Source organism: Dactylosporangium sp. NPDC050688 (genome assembly GCF_040654515.1).
GTDB lineage: Bacteria > Actinomycetota > Actinomycetes > Mycobacteriales > Micromonosporaceae > Dactylosporangium.
Genome location: NZ_JBFAIC010000046.1, coordinates 19,983 through 38,545 on the forward strand (window position 1 = coordinate 19,983; position 18,563 = coordinate 38,545).

The 18,563-nt window shown below is 73.9% G+C and carries 15 protein-coding genes; 7 read left to right on the top strand and 8 right to left on the bottom strand.

Annotation, left to right across the window (positions count from 1 at the left end; translation table 11 throughout):
* Positions 1-77: 77 nt before the first annotated feature.
* A complete protein-coding gene (locus tag AB0H83_RS33870) occupies positions 78-986 on the top strand; it encodes a BadF/BadG/BcrA/BcrD ATPase family protein (RefSeq protein WP_360102224.1) in 909 nt (302 codons plus the stop codon).
* Here the strand turns inward: AB0H83_RS33870 and AB0H83_RS33875 are convergent.
* The 3 genes from AB0H83_RS33875 to AB0H83_RS33885 form a co-directional block, all read right to left on the bottom strand.
* The gene (locus tag AB0H83_RS33875; RefSeq protein WP_360102226.1) at positions 938-2,035 is read right to left on the bottom strand and encodes a winged helix DNA-binding domain-containing protein; all 1,098 of its coding nucleotides are present in this window, start codon (positions 2,033-2,035) and stop codon (positions 938-940) included. The genes AB0H83_RS33870 and AB0H83_RS33875 overlap by 49 nt on opposite strands.
* 26 nt (positions 2,036-2,061) lie before the next feature.
* The gene (locus AB0H83_RS33880; protein WP_360102342.1) at positions 2,062-4,059 is read right to left on the bottom strand and encodes a helicase-associated domain-containing protein; all 1,998 of its coding nucleotides are present in this window, start codon (positions 4,057-4,059) and stop codon (positions 2,062-2,064) included.
* 115 nt (positions 4,060-4,174) lie between these two features.
* A complete protein-coding gene (locus tag AB0H83_RS33885; protein ID WP_360102227.1) occupies positions 4,175-5,056 on the bottom strand; it encodes a PHB depolymerase family esterase in 882 nt (293 codons plus the stop codon).
* A 276-nt stretch (positions 5,057-5,332) separates the two neighbouring features.
* On the opposite strand from AB0H83_RS33885, the gene AB0H83_RS33890 reads away from it, so the two are divergent.
* Entirely contained in the window at positions 5,333-5,932 is a 600-nt protein-coding gene (locus AB0H83_RS33890; protein WP_360102229.1) for an LPXTG cell wall anchor domain-containing protein, read from the top strand.
* Positions 5,933-6,010: 78 nt separating this feature from the next.
* Here the strand turns inward: AB0H83_RS33890 and AB0H83_RS33895 are convergent, their stop codons facing one another.
* From AB0H83_RS33895 to AB0H83_RS33905, 3 genes are read right to left on the bottom strand one after another with little or no spacing between them, the layout of a single operon-like run.
* Complete coding sequence (locus AB0H83_RS33895; RefSeq protein ID WP_360102231.1) at positions 6,011-8,182, bottom strand: heavy metal translocating P-type ATPase; 2,172 nt, start codon at positions 8,180-8,182, stop codon at positions 6,011-6,013.
* On the bottom strand, positions 8,169-9,041 hold the full coding sequence (locus tag AB0H83_RS33900) for a hypothetical protein (protein ID WP_360102233.1): 873 nt from the start codon (positions 9,039-9,041) through the stop codon (positions 8,169-8,171). Before AB0H83_RS33900 ends, AB0H83_RS33895 begins: the two co-directional genes overlap by 14 nt.
* Positions 9,038-9,253, bottom strand: coding sequence for a heavy-metal-associated domain-containing protein (locus tag AB0H83_RS33905; protein WP_033358531.1), 216 nt, complete (start codon positions 9,251-9,253; stop codon positions 9,038-9,040). The genes AB0H83_RS33900 and AB0H83_RS33905 overlap by 4 nt, the downstream gene beginning before the upstream one ends.
* Before the next feature lie 84 nt (positions 9,254-9,337).
* Between AB0H83_RS33905 and AB0H83_RS33910 the strand changes: the two genes are divergently transcribed.
* The 3 genes from AB0H83_RS33910 to AB0H83_RS33920 all read left to right on the top strand — a co-directional run bounded on the left by AB0H83_RS33910 (position 9,338) and on the right by AB0H83_RS33920 (position 14,251).
* Positions 9,338-9,631 carry a metal-sensitive transcriptional regulator gene (locus AB0H83_RS33910; RefSeq protein ID WP_033358532.1) on the top strand — a complete coding sequence of 98 codons (294 nt, stop codon included), beginning with the start codon at positions 9,338-9,340 and terminating at the stop codon, positions 9,629-9,631.
* Positions 9,632-10,325: 694 nt separating this feature from the next.
* Positions 10,326-12,248, top strand: coding sequence for a discoidin domain-containing protein (locus tag AB0H83_RS33915; RefSeq protein WP_360102236.1), 1,923 nt, complete (start codon positions 10,326-10,328; stop codon positions 12,246-12,248).
* 80 nt (positions 12,249-12,328) lie between these two features.
* Positions 12,329-14,251 (top strand): RICIN domain-containing protein, encoded by a 1,923-nt coding sequence (locus AB0H83_RS33920; RefSeq protein WP_360102238.1) that lies wholly within the window; start codon positions 12,329-12,331, stop codon positions 14,249-14,251.
* A gap of 116 nt (positions 14,252-14,367) precedes the next feature.
* On the opposite strand, the gene AB0H83_RS33925 is transcribed toward AB0H83_RS33920, so the two are convergent.
* Complete coding sequence (locus tag AB0H83_RS33925; protein WP_360102240.1) at positions 14,368-15,918, bottom strand: ABC transporter permease; 1,551 nt, start codon at positions 15,916-15,918, stop codon at positions 14,368-14,370.
* A 102-nt stretch (positions 15,919-16,020) separates the two neighbouring features.
* Here AB0H83_RS33925 and AB0H83_RS33930 point away from each other — a divergent pair, with 102 nt between their 5' ends.
* Complete coding sequence (locus AB0H83_RS33930; protein WP_360102344.1) at positions 16,021-16,719, top strand: response regulator transcription factor; 699 nt, start codon at positions 16,021-16,023, stop codon at positions 16,717-16,719.
* Positions 16,720-16,788: 69 nt separating this feature from the next.
* A complete protein-coding gene (locus AB0H83_RS33935) occupies positions 16,789-17,607 on the top strand; it encodes a MerR family transcriptional regulator (RefSeq protein WP_360102242.1) in 819 nt (272 codons plus the stop codon).
* Between the two features lie 20 nt (positions 17,608-17,627).
* On the opposite strand, the gene AB0H83_RS33940 is transcribed toward AB0H83_RS33935, so the two are convergent.
* Positions 17,628-18,521, bottom strand: a complete 894-nt coding sequence (locus AB0H83_RS33940; RefSeq protein WP_360102244.1) for a dienelactone hydrolase family protein — start codon at positions 18,519-18,521, stop codon at positions 17,628-17,630.
* Positions 18,522-18,563 lie beyond the last annotated feature (42 nt).

The window sequence follows — 18,563 nt, forward strand, 5'->3', positions numbered from 1 at the left end:
CGGTACGTCTTGACGATGAAAATTACGACCACTTCAACTTCTAGTCAACAAGCATTTTCTATGTTTCCATCTTCGCCATGGTGCTCATCCTCGGGGTCGATGCCGGCGGGACGGCCTCCAAAGCGGTCGTCGTCGCGCCTGACGGGACGGTCCTGGGGCGCGGGACCGCCGGCCCTGGCAACCCGTCCGCTGTCGGGTCGGCGGCCGCGGTCGCCATCGGCGCGGCGGTCCGCGAGGCACTCGGCCCGCACGACCCGGGCGGGGTCGTGGCGGGCGTGGTGGGAGTCGCCGGGGTCAGCGTCCTCGCTGATCCCGGCGTCGCCGCGAGCTTCGCCGGCCAGTGGGCCGGCCTCGGCCTGACCTGCCCGGTCGAGGTGCTCGGCGACGCCGTCACCGCGTTCGCCGCGGGCTCGGCCGCCGCGGGAGGCGCGGTGCTCATCGCGGGCACCGGCGCCGTCGCGGCCCTCGTGGACGGCGAGCGGATCACACGCACCGCCGACGGGCTCGGCTGGCTGCTCGGCGACGAGGGCTCGGGACTGTGGCTCGGCCTGCAGGCGGTCCGGCACGCGGCCCGGCACTGGTCGTCCACCGGGCTCGCCGTCCGGGTCGCCCTGCACGCCGGCGTCACGTCCGCCGACGACCTCGTGCACTGGGCGCAGCGGCTGCCGCTCGGCTCGTTCGCCGCGCTCGCCCCGGTCGTGTGTGAGTTCGCCGCCGCCGGAGATCCGGCCGCCGCCGCGATCGCCGGGGAGGCCGTCGACCGGCTGGTCGCCACCCTCGACGCGCTCGAGGCTCCGGACGCGGCGGTGGTACTGGCGGGAGGCCTGCTCACCGGGGGCACCCCGGTCCGCGACGGGGTGCTGGACGTGCTGCGGGCGCGCGGCGTCCAGGCCGGCACGGCCCACGACCCGGCGCTCGGCGCCGCCCGGCTGGCCCTTCAGAGCTGGTCGAGCGGCTGGTCGAGCCGCACGGTCCCGTCGAGCTGAAGGAACTCGCGCAGGCGGCCGGCCTCGTCCAGTACCAGTGCCGCATCCGCATCGGGCAGCCGGCGGAACGGCGACACGGTCAGCGCCGCGCCGCGCACCGACCAGATGCCCGCGACGAACCCGTCGACCAGGAACGTCGGGTGCACCATCGAGTAGCCGGGGCACACCCGGGCCCGGTCCTCGTCGCTGATGATCCGGGTGCGGTCCTCGTGGCTGAGCACCAGGTTGTCGAACTCCGGCAGGAAGCGCACCGGCACCGGCTCGCCGCCGCCGGCGACCGGCAGGTCCGGCAGGTCGAACAGCTCCTGCCCGCGTTCGTTGCGGTACACCCGCAGCCGGTGCCGCTTCCGCTCGACCTCCTCGCGCAGCCGCTTCAGCCCCGACCAGTTCTGCAGGTCCGCGACGCTCGCCGGGCCGCAGGAGGCGAGGTACCGCGACAGCAGCGTCCACACCGGCGGGCGCTCCTGCAGCGGCCCGCCCAGCCAGTCCTCGGCGAGCGCGCAGGTCACGTGCCCGCGGCGGCGCCAGACCCCGGACGGCGGCGGGTGCACCAGGTTCACGTGCAGCTGGACGACCCACGCGAGCACGATCGCCTGCCGGCCGGGGAACCGCTCGCCGAGCCGCTTGGCCAGCTTCGGCCGGGTCATCACCTGGCCGCGCAGGATCTCCCGGCCGGCCGCGGCGATGTCGGCGGGCTCCAGCCCGGCGATCTCCTTCGCGAACGGCGACATCCCGCCGGGGCCGAGCCGCTCCTGCAGCAGGGGCTTCAGCCAGCGGTAGTCGGCGCCGGCGGTCAGGTGCTGGGTGCGGCGCAGCAGCCCGCCGCGCACCACCCGCCCGTCGCCCAGCGCCTCGGTGAGCTGCTCGTGCCGCAGCCCCCGCATCCTGGTCCACAGCCCCACGTAGGGCGCGTCCACCTCCTGGGCCTGCACGGCGACGAGGTGCGCGACGACCTCGTCGACCGGCCGCTGGTCCGGCGCGGTGTCGGGTGTGGTGAGCAGCTGGCGCTGCAGGTACGTGCGGTTGAGCTGCCGCCTGGTGAGGATCACGCCCAGGACGCTACGGCGGGATCCGGTCAGGTCCTGTCCTGATCCGGATGCGAGGGCCTGACGCGGTGCTTCGTGACGCGGTCGAAGGCGATCGTGCCGTCGGCGTGCTCGCCGGCTGGGGCGTACCCGGCGGCGCGCAGCGCCACGAGCGTCTCCGCGACCGGCAGCACGCTCGCGTAGACGGTCGGGGCCAGCTCGGTCAGGCCCAGCCTGGCCAGGCTCTTCACCCGGGGCAGCTCGGCCAGCAGCGCCGGGTCGTCGCTGCGCAGCACGCACGCGACCGGGCGGACCCGCAGCGCGCCGTGCCGCCGGGCGAGGTCCATCACCAGGTACTCCAGCGGCTGCGGCACCCGGCCGCCGGTCGCCGCCTCGCGCAGCGCGGCCAGCAGCTCCTCGGCGGACGAGCCGCTGTCGAACGCCCGGCGCACCGACGCCTCCGAGAAGCGCCACGTGTGCCCGCCGCCGCGCGACTCCCGGTCGGCGGTCAGGTCGAGCAGCGCCGCGAGCGGCGCCGCCGGGGCGCCGGTCGCGACCGCGGTCAGGTCGCTCTGCAGCAGCACCGTGTGCTGCGCGGCCGGGATCAGCCGCTTCAGCTCGGCCCGCAGCGCCGGGCGTTGCGGCGTGCCGTCCAGCCCCGCCTCCGCGGCCAGGGCCCGGCACAGGCCGGTGGGCGCGAACAGGGCGCCGACGCCCATCAGCTCCAGCTCCCGCCACAGCATCGCGGTCGTCGGGTAGGCCTCCTGCGGCTCCGGACCGGTCAGCAGCGGTCGCATGTACATCTGCAGCGCGTTGATCCCGTCCAGCGACGGCAGCGCGTAGCCGTCGGGCAGGCCGTTGAGCAGCGACACGAGGCTGCGCCGCAGCACGCTCACCCCCTCGTCGCGTTCCGTGCGCAGCAGCGCCGGGGCGCCGGTGTCCAGCGGGGCGGCGTCCATCACCAGCCAGGCGGTGACCAGCTCGCCGTACTGCGCGGGCGGGTCGAGCTTCAGCCAGTCGTCGTAGTAGGCCGACGGCGCGATCCGGTTGTCCGTGATGCCGATCAGGCCGCTGACCCCGGCGAGCGTGAGCCACAGGCGTATCTCCAGCTCGTCGCCGCCGATCGCCTTGCTCAGCCGGCGCAGCTCGCGGGTGCCGACGCCGCCGTCCTTCAGCATCGGCACCGGCGCCCGGCCGCACGTCTCCAGCAGTGCGGTGACCTGGGCGAGCGCGGTCCGGACCGCGGCCGCGCCGTCGCGGCGCACCATCTCGGCGCCGACCTCGACCGGCACCTGCAGCGGCGGCGCCGGGTCGAAGTCCGCCTGGAACTCCTCCCGCAGCACCACGCCCGCCTCGCTGCACAGGACCGCGGCCATGTTCGCCGGGCTCCACATGACCAGGCCGTGCTCGACGGCCCAGCGCAGCGGCGTCGGCCGGCTGGTGCGCAGGGCGCCCATCTGCTGCGGGTCGAAGTAGAACGGCTCGTCGGCGAGGGACAGCAGCAGGTCCTTGGTGGCCTCCGGGGCGGCGGCGAACGTCGCCCGGACGGTCGCGGCGTCGGCGAGCGCGGCGCAGATGCCGTCGAGCAGCGCCGCGCGGTCCCGCCCGACCGGCGCGCCGAGGTTGTACGCGATGCGCTGCAGCTGGTCCAGCGGCAGGTGGGCGAGCTCCAGGCGGGCCGAGGGGCCGAACCCGTAGCCGCCCACGAGCACCTCGTGGATCGGCGCGGTGCGGATCCACTCGCCGTCGGGCCAGGCCAGCGCGTGCCACTCCAGCCGGTCCAGCACCAGGCTCAGGTCGGCGTCGTCGGCGGCCACCCCCAGCAGCTGCGCCAGGTCCGTGCGCCGGGTGCCGGCCGCGCGCAGCGACAGGGCCTCGGCGACCTGCAGCTCCGGCAGGCTCAGCACGGCTACCGTGCCGGTGACCGTGGCCGGAGCCATCAGCAGCGCGGCGAGCCGCTTGCGGTCCACCCGGGGGCCGTCGGGCAGGTGGGCGGCGGCGAGCTCGGCCAGCCTCGGCGCGGCCAGCCCGGACAGGAAGTCGAGCATCGTCTTCACGTCTGTGCCCTCGTCCCTCACGCGCGCCGGTCGACCAGCGAAGGTTAGCGCCGCCGGAGGCGCGCGGCGAAGCAGTCCCGCCGCGCGCCGGTCGGCCGGCGAAAGGTCAGCCCCGCCGGGGGTGGGCGGCGAAGAAGTCCCACAGCACGCCGGTGGCGTCGACCTTCATGGTGGCGTCCTTCAGCTCGCCGGACGCCGCGCCGAACCAGACGTGGCCGGCGCCGTCGACGACGTAGTCGTCCACGTCGCTGCCGTCCTGGCAGTGGGTGGTCGTCCGGTGTACGGCCGGATCCAGCGGCGCGGCGGAGGCCGGGGCGGCCGGGGTGCAGTGCAGCCTGGTCCGCCAGGTGTCCACGCCGGCGCGGAAGACGGTGGCCTGCGGGTCGTCGGCACCGATGAGCGTCACCACCGACACCGGGGCGGCCGGCCGGTAGTCGGCGGCCTCGGTCCGCCCGCCGGCGAAGCCGCCGCTGACGACGCCGATCGCGGCGAACACGCCCGGCGCCTCGACGGCCGCCCGGAAGCTCAGGTCGCCGCCGTTGGAGATGCCGGCGAGGAAGATCCGGGCGGGGTCGGCGTGCCACCGCTGCACGAGCTGCCCGGCGACGGCCTTGACGAAGCCGATGTCGTCCTGCGCGCCGCAGCAGCCGAACGCGTTGAACTGCCCGCCGACGCCCTCGGGGTACGCCACCAGGAAACCCGCCGCGTCGGCCTTGGCGTCGAAGCCGGTCAGCCCGCGCATCGCCGCGCCGCTGCCGGGCCGGAAATGCAGCGCGAGGACCGCCGGCGTGGCCCGGCCGGGATCGTACGAGGCCGGCACGTGCAGCAGGAACGTGCGCTCCTTGTCACCCACGGTGACGGTCAGTGTGTGATCGCCGGGCCGGGCGGCCTCGGCCGCCGCGCCGGGCCTGGTCGTCGGTGCCGTCGGCGTCCCGGCCGAACAGGCGGTCAGCAGGGCGAGTGTGAGCAGTGCGAGTCCCCGTCTCATGCCTCGCCAGCCTAAGCGTCGTCGCGCATTTCCACCTGCCCGAACGCCGTGTGTCACCGCCACCGTCATCGATCTTCAGTATTTTCCCGGATGAATCAGACCAAATCCGGATGGGTCGCAAAATCCCTGCCCCGCAACGGCTGTCGCACTCCGGCTCGCGGCCGTATGTTGTCGGACGTCAAGTTTCTTGAGGCAGGAGTCGTTGTGGGAAACACGCTGTTCAGGAGGGTTGCGGGGGGCGCTGCCGCCGCGACCGTGGCCGTTGGGCTATCGACCATGTTCGCTTCGCCCGCCAGTGCTCACGCAACGGGAGCGACCGGCTCCGCGGTGTGCGTGTCCGTCGACGGCACGTACGAGATCACCTGGAAACTGACGAACGACTATCCGGCGGCCGTCACGCTCGGTGACGTCAAGCTGGAGCTGGACAAGAACGCCAAGAGCACCCTGTCGACCACGACGGTGCCGACCACGATCGCCGCCCGGCCCGCCGGCAGCCCGCTGACCGAGGTGAGCTTCACCTCCGTCGTCGCGAAGCCCGCGACCAGGGTGAAGCTGACCTACAAGGCCAGGTGGGCCGACAACTACCGCGCCCAGGGCGCCAGCGGCTGGGTCCAGCTGACCGGCCCGTGCCCGAAGCCCTCGCCGTCGAAGTCGCCGTCGAAGTCGCCCTCCGCGTCGCCGTCTCCGTCGCAGTCGACGTCCGTGCCGCCGTCGACGTCGGTCCCGCCGTCGACGACGCCCACGCCGGGCCTGCCCGTCACCGGCTCCAGCAGCACGATGCCGCTGGTCGGCACCGGCGCTGCCCTCGTCGTCGGTGGGGTCGCCCTGGTCGCCACCCTGCGCCGCCGTCGCCGGGTGACGTTCACCGCCGAGTAGTCCCGACCGGTGCGGGGGGAGCCCGCCGGCTCCCCCCGCACCGTCTCATGTGGACAGCCACCGGCCGCCTGTGCGGGGTCAGCCGAAGCGGCGCAGCCGCAGGCTGTTGGCCACCACGAACGCCGAGCTCAGCGCCATCGCGCCGCCCGCGATCATCGGGTTGAGCAGGCCCGCGGCGGCGAGCGGCACCGCGGCCAGGTTGTACGCGAACGCCCAGAACAGGTTGCCCTTGATCGTGGCGAGGGTGCGCCGGGACAGCCGGATCGCGTCGGGGACCGCGGTCAGGTCGCCGCGGACCAGGGTCAGGTCGCCCGCCTCGATCGCGGCGTCGGTGCCCGTGCCCATCGACAGGCCCAGGTCGGCCTGGGCGAGCGCGGCGGCGTCGTTGACCCCGTCACCGACCATCGCCACGACCCGGCCCTCGGCCTGCAGGCGGCGGACCACGTCGAGCTTGCCGGCCGGCAGCACGCCCGCGATGACCTCGTCGATGCCGACCTCGCCGGCCACGGCGCGCGCGGCGGGCTCGGCGTCCCCGGTGAGCAGCACCGGGTGCAGGCCCAGGTCCCGCATCCGGCGGACCGCCTCGGCCGAGGTCGGCTTCACGGTGTCGCCGACGGCGATCAGGCCCTGCACCGCCCCGTCCCAGCCCACCGCGACGACCGTCCCGGCGCCCTCCGGCGCGGCGACCGAGGGGTCCAGCGGCGTGAGGCCCTGCGAGGCCAGGAACGACGGGCGGCCCACCCAGACGGTGCGGTCCTCGACGATGCCGCTGACCCCGTGCCCGGCGTGGCTGACGAACGACGACACGGCGGGCCGGTCCGGCACCGCGGCCGCCACCGCCCGGGCGATCGGGTGCTCCGAGGCGTGCTCGACCGCGGCGGCGAGGCGCAGCGTGTCCGAGTGGCCCCGCACGTCCAGCACCGACATCCGGCCGGTGGTCACGGTGCCGGTCTTGTCCAGCAGCACGGTGTCGACGCGGCGGGTCGACTCGAGCACCTCCGGCCCCCGGATCAGGATGCCGAGCTGGGCGCCGCGGCCGGTGCCGACGAGCAGCGCCGTCGGCGTGGCCAGGCCCAGCGCACACGGGCAGGCGATGATGAGCACCGCGACGGCGGCGGTGAACGCGGCCGCCACCGAGCCGCCGGTGCCCAGCCAGAAGCCGAGGGTGGCCACGGCGAGCCCGATGACGATCGGCACGAAGACGGCGGCGACGCGGTCGGCGAGCCGCTGCACGTCGGCCTTGCCGCTCTGCGCCTGCTCGACGAGCCGGGCCATCTGGGCCAGTTGCGTGTCGGCGCCGGTCCGGCTGACCCGCACCACCAGCCGGCCGGCGGTGTTGACGCAGCCGCCGACGACGGCGTCGCCGGGGCCGACGTCGACCGGCAGCGGCTCGCCGGTGAGCATGCTCGCATCGACCGCGGACGTGCCGTCGAGCACCACGCCGTCGGCGGCGACCTTCTCGCCCGGCCGCACGACGAACCGGTCGCCGACCGCCAGCTGCTCCACCGGGACGCGGTGCTCGGTGCCGTCGGGTGCCAGTACCGCGGCATCCTTGGCACCCAGCTCCAGCAGGGCGCGCAGGGCGGCCCCGGCGCGGCGCTTGGCCCGGGCCTCGAAGTAGCGGCCGGCCAGGATGAACACCGTCACCCCGGCGGCGACCTCCAGGTAGATGGCGTCCGCGCCGGCGCCCCGCGACACGGTGAACTCGAACGGGTGGCGCATGCCGGGCATGCCGGCGTCGCCGAGGAACAGCGCGTACAGCGACCACAGGAACGCCGCGAGCGTGCCGACCGACACCAGCGTGTCCATGCTCGCCGAGGCGTGCCGCAGGTTGCGCAGCGCCGCGCGGTGGAACGGCCACGCGCCCCACACCACGACCGGCGCGGCGAGGGTCAGCGACGCCCACTGCCACGACTCGAACTGCCAGGCCGGCACCATCGCGAGCAGGACCACCGGCACGGCGAGCGCGGCGCTGACCAGCAACCGCTGCCGCGCCACCACGAGCGGGTCGGCGGCGGCGGGGGTGGCGGCCGAGTCGGGCGCGCTGACCGTCGCCGCCGTGTAGCCGGTCTGCTCGACGGTGGCGATCAGGTCGGCCACCACCACCGACGGCGGGAACACCACGCGCGCCTTCTCGGTGGCGTAGTTGACGCTCGCCTCGACGCCGTCGAGCCGGTTGAGCTTCTTCTCGATGCGCGCGGCGCACGCGGCGCAGGTCATGCCGCCGATCGTGAGCTCAGTTGTGGGCATGGCCGCCTCCGATGCCGTTCACGGTGAACTCCGCGGTGTGCACCGCGCCAGCGTGCTGGAACTGGAAGTACAGCCGGTGCGTGCCCTCCCCGGCGCCCTCGACGGCGAACCCGACGTCGGGCCCGCCCGTCTGCGGCTCCTTCGGGTGGACGTGCAGGTAGGCGAGGTCCCGCTGGGCGATCGCCACCAGGTGCCCGGCCGCGCCGAGATACGGTTGCAGGTCGGTCACCGGCCGCCCGTCCCGCTCGACCCGCAGCGTCACCCCGTCGTGCACGTCGAGGCGCACCGTGTACCCGTCGACGACGACCGTCGTGGCCGGCGCCGGCAGCGGCTCCGCCCGGCGCGCCCCGGGCACGTCGAGGTCCGCGGCGAGCACGGTCGCGGGCCCGCCGGTGGCGGTGAAGTCCGCGTACGCCCGCCACGGCCCGCCGTCCGGCAGCGCGACCGGCACCCGCCACGTGCCGTCCGCGTCCATCGCGGGATGCACGTGCTGGAACCCGGACAGGTCCTGCCGCACCACGATGAGGTGCAGCGGCTTCTCGTGCACCAGGTCGAAACCGGTGACGGCCCGGCCGTCCGCCGCGGTGATCCTGAAGCTCAGGTTGCCGCCGGTGTACGCCCCACCGGCGAACGCGTAGCCATGCCGCTGAGGGCCGGACGGTGTGCTGCCGGGCGCGGGCGAGGCGTCATGGCTGCCGCCACCGCTGCCGTCGCCGCCGGCATGGCCGTCCATGGCCGGGCCGCCGGCGGCCTGCTCCGCCTGGGCAACGGGCCCGACCAGCCGCCCCGCCCCGAACGCCACCCCGAACACCACGGCCAGGACGGCCGCGAACACCCCGAGCCTGATCGGGGTGTTCATGCTCGGGTGCCCACGACTTCGTAACCGGCCTCGTCCACGGCGGCCCGGACGGCCTGCTCGTCGGCGGGCCCGTCGCTGGTCACGGTCACCGCGCCGGACGCCAGATCGACCTCGACCCCGGTCACCCCGGGCACCCGGCCGACCTCGGTGCTCACCGCCTGCACGCAGTGTCCGCAGGTCATCCCCTTGACGGCGTAGGTCGTGGTGGTCATGTCGACTCCTCAGGTACGGATACCCCCTATGGGTACCCGGTGAACCTAGCATACCCCCCGGGGGTGTGCGCTACGATGGTTGGCATGACCACCGCCACGCCCCGCGGTTACACCGCGACCAAGGACCAGCTCCAGAGCCGGCTGCGCCGCATCGAGGGCCAGGTCCGCGGCGTGGAGAAAATGGTCGACGAGGACCGCTACTGCATCGACGTGCTGACCCAGATCAGCGCCATCCAGGCGGCCCTGGACAAGGTCGCCCTCGGCCTGCTCGACGACCACGCCCGCCACTGCATGCAGCACGGCGCCGAGGAGGGCAAGGGCGAGGAGATGGCCACCGAGATGATGGCCGCCGTGGGCCGCCTCCTGCGCCGCGGCTGACCGCCCGGCGCCGTCCTGGAGTCAGGACTCGCCAGGCCGGCTGCCGGCCGCGGCCTGCCGGGTGACACCGGCAGACGTCTCGCGCCGTTGACAAAACCGGCGGCTGGCTGCCCCCATGGGGACCCGGACCGTGCCGCGCGGGCCGTGGTGATCGAAGTCGTGTGGTGGTCGTCTGGATGGCCACTCCGCGCCTTGGATCACGGGTCCCGCGATGCGAGCCACTCCAGGGCGGTGCCCACGCCCTGCGGCGCGCTTCGGCGACGCGGCCCGCGGCCGCCTCCCGTTGCCCCAGCGGGACCGCCCTGGCGCCCGGACGGCGATCGCCCCACCGCCGATCGACCCCGGCCATGATCGAAGGACCGGGGTGGCCATCCGGGCGACCACTCCGGGCCTTGGATCACGGGTCCCGCGATCCAAGCCGGTCCGGCGCGGCTGCGGAAGGCGGCGGGCGCTGAACAACAACGGGCCATCCGATCCACCTCATGCGAATCGTGCGGCCGTCATTTCGCCCCGCTGGGCGGTGTTTCATCGCCGGTGTTTCATCCGGCTGCCGGTCGGCCCGTCCCGGTCCTCACGCTCCGCACCTCATGCCCGCTGAGCGGTCTTGACAATCGGTGCAGGCCGATGCTGTGCTGTCCTCCGCTTAGTTACATTCGTGTTTCATTTGTTACATGCGTAGCGCTGGGGAGACGCGATGACACGACGGGTGTTGCGGCTGGTGGCGGTGGGTGCCGCCGTCGCGGTCGGGCTGACGGGGTTCACGGAGGCGCAGGCGGGGGAGTCCGCGCCGGCGGCGAGGGTGTGGGTGACGACCGTCGACGGGGCGGAGCTCATGCACGAGCGGGCCCCGGTGGCGTTCGGCCGGCCGGTCGCCGGCAACCCGAACGTCACGATCACGGTGGACCCGAGCCGCGAGTTCCAGACCATGGACGGGTTCGGGGCGTCGATCACGGACTCGTCGGCCGCAGTGCTGTACCGGCTGAGCCCGGCCGAACGGGACAAGGCCATGCGCGCCCTGTTCGACCCCGCGAAGGGCGACGGCGTGAGCTTCCTGCGCCAGCCGATCGGCTCGTCGGACTTCACGGCCGCGAGCAGCCACTACTCGCTCGACGACGTGCCGGCGGGGCAGCAGGACTTCGCCCTGCGGCACTTCAGCATCGCCCGTGACCAGGAGCGGATCCTGCCGCTGCTGCGCCGGGCGAAGCAGCTCAACCCGCAGCTGAAGATCATGGCGACGCCGTGGAGCCCGCCGGCCTGGATGAAGACCAACGGCTCGCTCGTCGGCGGCTCGCTCATCGACGACCCGGCGATCTACCAGGCGTACGCGCGCTACCTGGTGCGGTTCGTCCTCGCGTACGCGGCCAACGGCGTACCGGTCGACTACCTCACCGTGCAGAACGAGCCGCAGAACGGCGGCGAGCACGGCTACCCGACGACCGCCATGCGGGTCGCGCAGGAGGCCAAGGTCATCGAGGCGCTCGGGCCGCTGCTGCGGGTCGCGAGCCCCCGCACGAAGATCATCGGCTACGACCACAACTGGGCCACGCACCCCAACGACGTCGCCAATGTCCCGCCGGGGCAGGACCCGGAGACCGACTACCCGTACCAGTTGCTGTCCGGGCCGGCCGGCAAGTGGCTCGCCGGCACCGCGTACCACTGCTACTACGGCGAGCCGGCCGCGCAGAGCGCGCTGCACGACGCGTTCCCGGGCAAGGGCATCTGGTTCACCGAGTGCTCCGGTTCGCACGGCCCGAACGACCCGCCCGCGCAGTTCTTCCGCGACACGTTGAAGTGGCACGCCCGTACCATCGCGATCGGGACCACCCGGAACTGGGCGAAGTCCGTGGTCAACTGGAACATCGCCCTCGACGCGACCGGCGGCCCGCACCTCGGTGGCTGCGACACCTGCACCGGGCTGATCACGGTGCAGCCCGGCGGCACGTTCACCACCAACGCCGAGTACTACACGATCGGGCACCTGTCGCGGTTCGTGAAGCCCGGCGCGGTCCGCGTCGCCAGCACTTCCTTCGGCACCACCGGCTGGAACGGCCAGATCATGGACGTCGCCTTCCGCAACCCCGACGGCTCCACGGCGCTGGTCGTGCACAACGAGAACGACGACCCGCGCACGTTCACCGTCGCCGCCGGCGGCCGCACCTTCGACTACACGCTGCCCGGCGGCTCCCTCGCCACGTTCACCTGGCCGCGCAGCCGGGTGCTCGACGACGGCCTGCGGCTGCTGCCGCTGCGGGGGGCCACCGCCACGTCGCTGCCGGCGAGCCCGGACGCGAAGCTCGCCGTCGACGAGGACGCCTCGACCCGCTGGTCCGCCGGCCAGGCGCAGGAGCCCGGCCAGTACCTGCAGGTCGACCTCGGCGAGCAGCGGCGCTTCCGCCGGGTCGCGATCGACAGCGGCGGCAGCATCGGCGACTACGCACGGGCCTGGCAGGTGTCCGTCAGCGACGACGGCACCTCGTGGCGCGTGCTCGCGTCGGGCACGGGCACCGGCCAGCTCACCAACGTCGACGTCAAGGCCCGCGCACGGTACCTGCGGGTGACGAACACGGGCACCAGCGGCAGCTGGTGGAGCCTGGCCGACCTGCGCCTCTACGCATAGCAGCCGCAACGCACAGCACTGGCAGGGGGCGGGGCCCGCCAGCCCCGCCCCCGTCACCACCCCCAGAAGGGAACCCCCTCATGACCGACCGCCCGGTCACCGGGAAACGCCTCATCGCCACCTGCGCCGCCGCGGGCCTGCTCGCCACCGGCGCCGCGCTCGTGGTCACCCAGGCGTCGCCCGCCCTCGCCGCCACCAATGCGAGCGTCTGGCTCACCACGCCGGACCGCGCCAACCAGCTCACGAAGAAGGCCGACGTCGCGTTCGGCACCGCCGGCAGCGGCTCGACGATCACCGTCAACGCGAACACCACGTACCAGTCGATGGTGGGCTTCGGCGCGTCGTTCACCGACTCGTCGGCGAACCTGATCTACCACTCCTCGGCCCGCAACGGCATCATGACGTCGCTGTTCAGCCCCACCAACGGGATCGGCCTGAGCTTCCTGCGCCAGCCGCTGGGCGCCTCGGACTTCTCGCTGAACTTCTACACCTACGACGACGGCGCGGCCGACCCGAGCCTGTCGCGGTTCTCGATCGCGCACGACCAGGCGTACATCCTGCCGCTGCTGACGCAGGCCCGCTCGCTCAACCCGCAGCTGTCCACGATGGTCGTGCCGTGGAGCGCGCCGGCCTGGATGAAGACCAACAACAATCTCATCGGCGGCTCGCTGAGCATCAGCTACGAGGCCACCTTCGCCGACTACCTCGTCAGGTCGGTGCAGGCGTACCAGGCGGCGGGCGTGCCGGTGCAGTACCTCAGCGTCCAGAACGAGCCGCAGTTCTCCCCGCCCGGGTACCCCGGCATGCTCATGTCCGCCGCGCAGCAGGCCGCGGTCATCAACACCCTCGCGCCGAAGCTCGCCGCCGCCGGGCTCGGCACGAAGATCCTCGCCTGGGACCACAACTGGGACAACACCTCGTTCCCGCAGCAGGTCCTCGCCGCCACCGGCAACAACACGGCCGGCACCGCCTGGCACTGCTACGGCGGCGCGCCCGGCGGGCAGAGCACCGTGCGCAACGCGTACCCGAACAAGGACGTCTTCTTCACCGAGTGCTCCGGCGTCGAGTCGGGCAACACCTTCGCCGACTCGCTGCTGTGGCAGGGCCGCAACCTCGCCGTCGGCGCCACCCGCAACTGGGCGAGGACCGTCACGCTGTGGAACCTGGCGCTCAACCCCTCGCACGGCCCCGTCATCGGTAGCTGCACCAACTGCATGGGCGTCACCACCGTCAACGGCGGCAGCGTCACGTACAACGCCGAGTACTACGTACTCGGCCACCTCGCGAAGTTCGTCAAGCCCGGCGCGGTCCGCGTCGACTCGACCGGCTACGGCCAGGGCGGCATCGAGAACGTCGCCTTCCGCAACCCGGACGGCTCGATCGTGCTCGTCGCGGTGAACTCCGGCGGCGCCCAGAACTTCCAGGTCTCCTACGGCGGCTCGTCCTTCGGCTACCACCTGCCCGCCGGCGCCATGGCCACCTTCACCTGGCCGGGCGGCCCCGTCACGCCGACCTCGCCGCCCCCGGTCACGTCCCAGCCCCCGGCCACCTCGATCGACCCGGCCCGCTGGTACCAGGTGATCAACACCAACAGCGGCAAGTGCCTCGACGACACCGGCTGGGGCACCGCCAACGGCACCGCCCTGCAGCAGTGGACCTGCGGCGCCGCGGGCGCGACCAACCAGCAGTGGCAGTTCCGCCCCACCAGCGGCGGCTACTACCAGGTCGTCAACCGCTACGCGCCCAGCCTCGTCTGGGACGTCAACGGCGGCGCCGGCGCCACCGCCGACGGCGCGCAGGTGCACCTGTGGGCGTACGGCGGCGGCACCAACCAGCAGTGGCTGCCGGCCTCCCTCGGCGGCGGCGCGTTCCGCTTCACCGCCCGCAACAGCGGCAAGTGCCTCGACGTCCGTGACGTCTCCACCGCCGACGGCGCGCTGCTGCAGCAGTGGTCGTGCACCGGCGGCGTGGCGCAGTCGTTCCGCCTGGTCGCCGTGGGCTGAGCCGCGCCGGCGACCCGCGGTCCCGGGAGCCCCGCGCTCCCGGGACCGCGCCGTCGCTGCATCGGGTGGCTTCCGCCCGCACGGCTGCGCCAGGTGCCACCTGCCCGCCCGGCCGGTCACTCCGTGTGCAGGACCTCCGCGATGGTGAGGCGGGCGGCGGCCCTCGCCGGGACGAGCGCGCCGAGGACCGCGATCACGGCGCCGGTGACGGCCAGGACCAGCAGCGTCCACGGCTGCCACACGTGCAGCAGCGCCAGCGGTACGTCCACCTTCGCCGCACTCGTCGCGAGCGGCACGACGAACCGGTGCGCGAGCACGCCTGCGGGGACGCCGACGAGCCCGCCGGCCAGGCCGAGCCCGGCCATCGACGTCACCGTCATCACGACGACCTGCCGCGGGGTCATCCCGATCGACTTGAGCATGCCGAGGTCGCGGCGGCGTTCCCGGACGTTGAGCACGACGGTGTTGAGCACGCTCAGCGCCGCGACCGTGCCGAGCATCAGCGACAGCGCGCCGGACAGCGCGATCATCGTGATCGTGAACGGGTTACGGCCCGAGTTGTCCCACGCGTCGAGGCCCGGGTCGGCGGCGCGCACCGACGCCAGGTACGCCGGGATCGCGGTACCCGGGTCGAGCGCGATCTCGTACAGGTACTCGTGGTTGGGGACCGGCTGCTCCGGCCGGAGCCGCTCCAGGGTCTCCCAGGCGGTGAGCAGCCCGGCGCCGCCCACCCCGCCGCTCATGGTCTCGCCGACGACCGTCACCTCGGCCTGCCGGCCGCCGCCCGCGTCCAGGGCGAGCCGGTCGCCGACTGCCAGCCCCCGCTCGTGCAGCAGCGTCGACGGCACGACCACCTCGCCCGGGGCACGCATCCACCGGCCCGCCACGATCGCCTCCTTGAGGCCCACGTGGTCACGGTCGCCACGCAGGAAGAGCACCGTGATCGCCTGGGTCTGCCCGACGACGGGGAACTCCAGCGAGAGCTCGGCCGTCACGTACCGGGTGCCGGGCAGCGAGCGCAGCAGCCGCTCGACCTCCTCGTCGGAGCGGGCCGACTGCCCCTGGCCGAACCTGGGGTTCAGCGGCCGCACCGCCACCGGGGCGGCCTCGACCCGGTCGGCGATCTCGGAGAACCGCGCGACCGTCGTGGCGAGCCCGCTGGCGAACGTCACCGTCGTCACGCCGAGCACGACCGCGGCGACGGTCAGGGCGGTGCGGGCCGGTCTGGCGAACGGCAGGCCCAGCCCGAGGCTCACCGACCGGGGCAGCCGGGTGCCGCTGAGCCAGCGCTGCACCCGCAGGCCCCGCCCCGAGCGCGGGGCGCTGCCGGCGCTGATCGCCTCCGCGGCCGGCAGCGCGCGGGCCCGCAGCGCCGGCAGCAGCGCGGCGAGCAGCACCACGACCAGGATGCCGAGCGTCGCCGTGAGCTGCACGCCCCGCCCGCTGCCGGCGTCGCCGCTGAAGCCGAGCCCGAGGAACGCGTTGGTCAGCAACGGCCGCGCCGCGAGCTCGCCGGCCGCGGCGCCCAGCCCGCAGCCGGCGACCGCCGGGACCGACACCATCGTCAGGTACACCGCGACGACCTGTGCCGGGGTGAAGCCGATCGCCTTGAGCACGCCGATGTGCCGGTGCCCCGACACGACCGCCCCGCTGACCACGTTCGCCACGACGAGCACCGCGACGAGCAGGCCGAGGACCCCGAACACCACCAGGAACGGCACGTAGGCGCCCGGACCCGCCGCGACCGCGTCCTTGATCACCAGGTACGACTGGGTCGCCAGCAGCCCGCCGGACGGCAGCGCGGCGGTGAACCCGTCGACGACCAGGAGCTGATCCGCACCGGGTTCCGGCTCATCCTGACCGCCCGCGGCATCGACGTCGTCGGCGAGGCGGGCGACGGCGAGAAGGCCGTGCAGGCCGCCGCCGAGCTGCGCCCCGACGTGGTGCTCATGGACATCCGCATGCCGGTCATGGACGGCCTGGAGGCGACCCGGCGGATCCTGGAGCTGCTGCCGGCCTGCCGGGTCCTGATGCTGACCACGTTCGACCTGGACCGCTACGTGTACGCCGCGCTGCGCCTCGGCGCCAGCGGCTTCCTGCTCAAGGACGTGACCGCCGACCACCTCGCCGGCGCCGTCCGGCTCGTCGGCACCGGCGACGCGCTGCTCGCCCCGTCCATCACCCGGCGGCTCGTCGAGCGGTTCGCCACGCAGGACCAGGCCCGCCCGGCTCCGCCGGCGGCGGCCCCCGGCGCGACCCTCGCCCCGCTGACCCCTCGCGAGCGGGAGGTCCTCGCGCTCGTGGGCCGCGGCATGTCCAACGCCGAGCTCGCCGCGGCGCTGTTCCTGAGCGAGGCCACCGTGAAGACGCACGTGGCCCGGATCTTCGCGAAACTGGCGCTGCGCGACCGGGCACAGGCGGTCGTCGTCGCCTACGAGACAGGTCTGGTACGACCGGGGCAGGCTTGACCTTGTCCCTCGGGGAAGGCCGAACGTGGATCCCGACGGGCCGACCGGCCCGGACCGGAAGGAGCGCGGGTGGACGAGGACCTGCTCAGCATCGGGGTGTTCGCGCGGCGGTCGTGGCTGTCACCGAAAGCGTTGCGGCTGTACGAACGGCAGGGCCTCCTGCTGCCCGCCGCCGTCGACGAGCACAACGGCTACCGCTGGTACCGCGAGGAGCAGCTGGACACGGCCAGGCTGGTCGCCCGGCTGCGCCGCCTCGACATGCCCCTGGCCACCGTCGCCGCGATCGTCGCGGCCGGGGACCCGGGCGTGCAGGCGGACCTCATCGCCGAGTACTGGTCCGCCCAGGAACACGCCACGGCCGTGCGCCGTGAACTCGTCACCCACCTGCGCCGCCGGCTGCTCGACGATCCGGAGGGATTCACCATGTACGACGTCAAGGTCCGCGACGTGCCGGAACAGACCGTGCTCACCGAACAGCGGCACGTGAAGGTGCAGGAGCTGCAGTCCTGGATCGACGAGGCCGTCGGCCGCCTGCTGAAGACCGCCGCCGGCCACGGCGACGGCATGACCGGCCCCTGCTTCATCATCTACCACGGCGAGGTCAACGAGGACAGCGACGGCCCCGTCGAGATCTGCCTCCCCGTCGACCCGTCCGGCCCCGTCACCGGCGCGCTGCGCGTCGAACCGGCCCACCGCGAGGCGTACACCCGCATCAGCAAGGCGCAGGTCGCCTACCCGCAGATCCTGTCCGCCTTCGACGCCGTCGCCCAGTGGGTCGCCGCGCAGGGCCTGCCGGTGAGCTCCTCCCCCCGCGAGGTGTACTTCGCCGACTTCGTCAACGCCGCCCCCACCGACGAGGTCTGCGACATCGCCTTCCCGCTCGACTGACTCGGCTGAGCGCCCGCCGCTCAGCTGAGGTTGGCGGCGAACCAGTCCAGCACGCGCTGGTACGCCTGGGCCGCGGCGGCCGGGGCGTAGCGCTGGCCGGTGTCGTTGAAGAAGGCGTGGTTGACGCCGGGGTACGTGACGATCTCGTGCTTCAGGCCCGCCTTCTGCAGGGCGGCCCTGGCCGCGTCGCGGCTGGCGTTGACGCGGGCGTCGTCCTCGGCGTAGATGCCGAGGACGACGGCCTGCTTCGAGCCTGACAGGTCGGCGCCGTCCGGCAGGGGGCCGTAGAAGGGCACGGCCGCGCGCAGGCGGGGCTCGCCGGCGGCGAGGAGCTGCCAGACCATGCCGCCGCCGAAGCAGAAGCCCATGGCGGCGGGGGATTTCGCCGGTACGCGGCGCAGCAGCTCGTCGATGCCCGCCCGCAGGTCGGGGACGAACCGGGTGGGTGCCGCCGCGCTCAGCGCCGCCGTGGCCTCGGCGGGGTCGGTGAACCTGGCGGTGCCGCCCTCCTCGGAGAGCAGGTCGACGGCGAGGGCCGAGTAGCCGCTCGCGGCGAGCCGGCCCGCGACGGAGCGGATGTGGTCGGTGAGCCCCCGGTTCTCGTGGATCACCAGGACGGAGCCGCGCGGCTCGGCGGCGGCCGCCCAGGCGCCCTGCAGGGTCCCGCGCGGGCCGGGGAACGTGATCGCCTGCGCCGGCAACGGCGAAGGACCGGCCGGCCCGGTGGCGGACCCCGAACCCGCCGGCGTGGGCGTGGAGCCTCCCGGCGACCCGCAGGCGGCCAGCATCGTCGCGGCCACCGCGACGCCCACCCCGAGCAACGACAGCCGCCGCAGCGCTTCCCGCCGGGTGATCAGGCCATCGGCGTAGTCCACGACGACCTCGGAGGTCAGGTACTCGTTGATGCCCGCCATCGCCCGACTGTATCGCCGGCCCAGGCCCCCGGCCCGCCGATC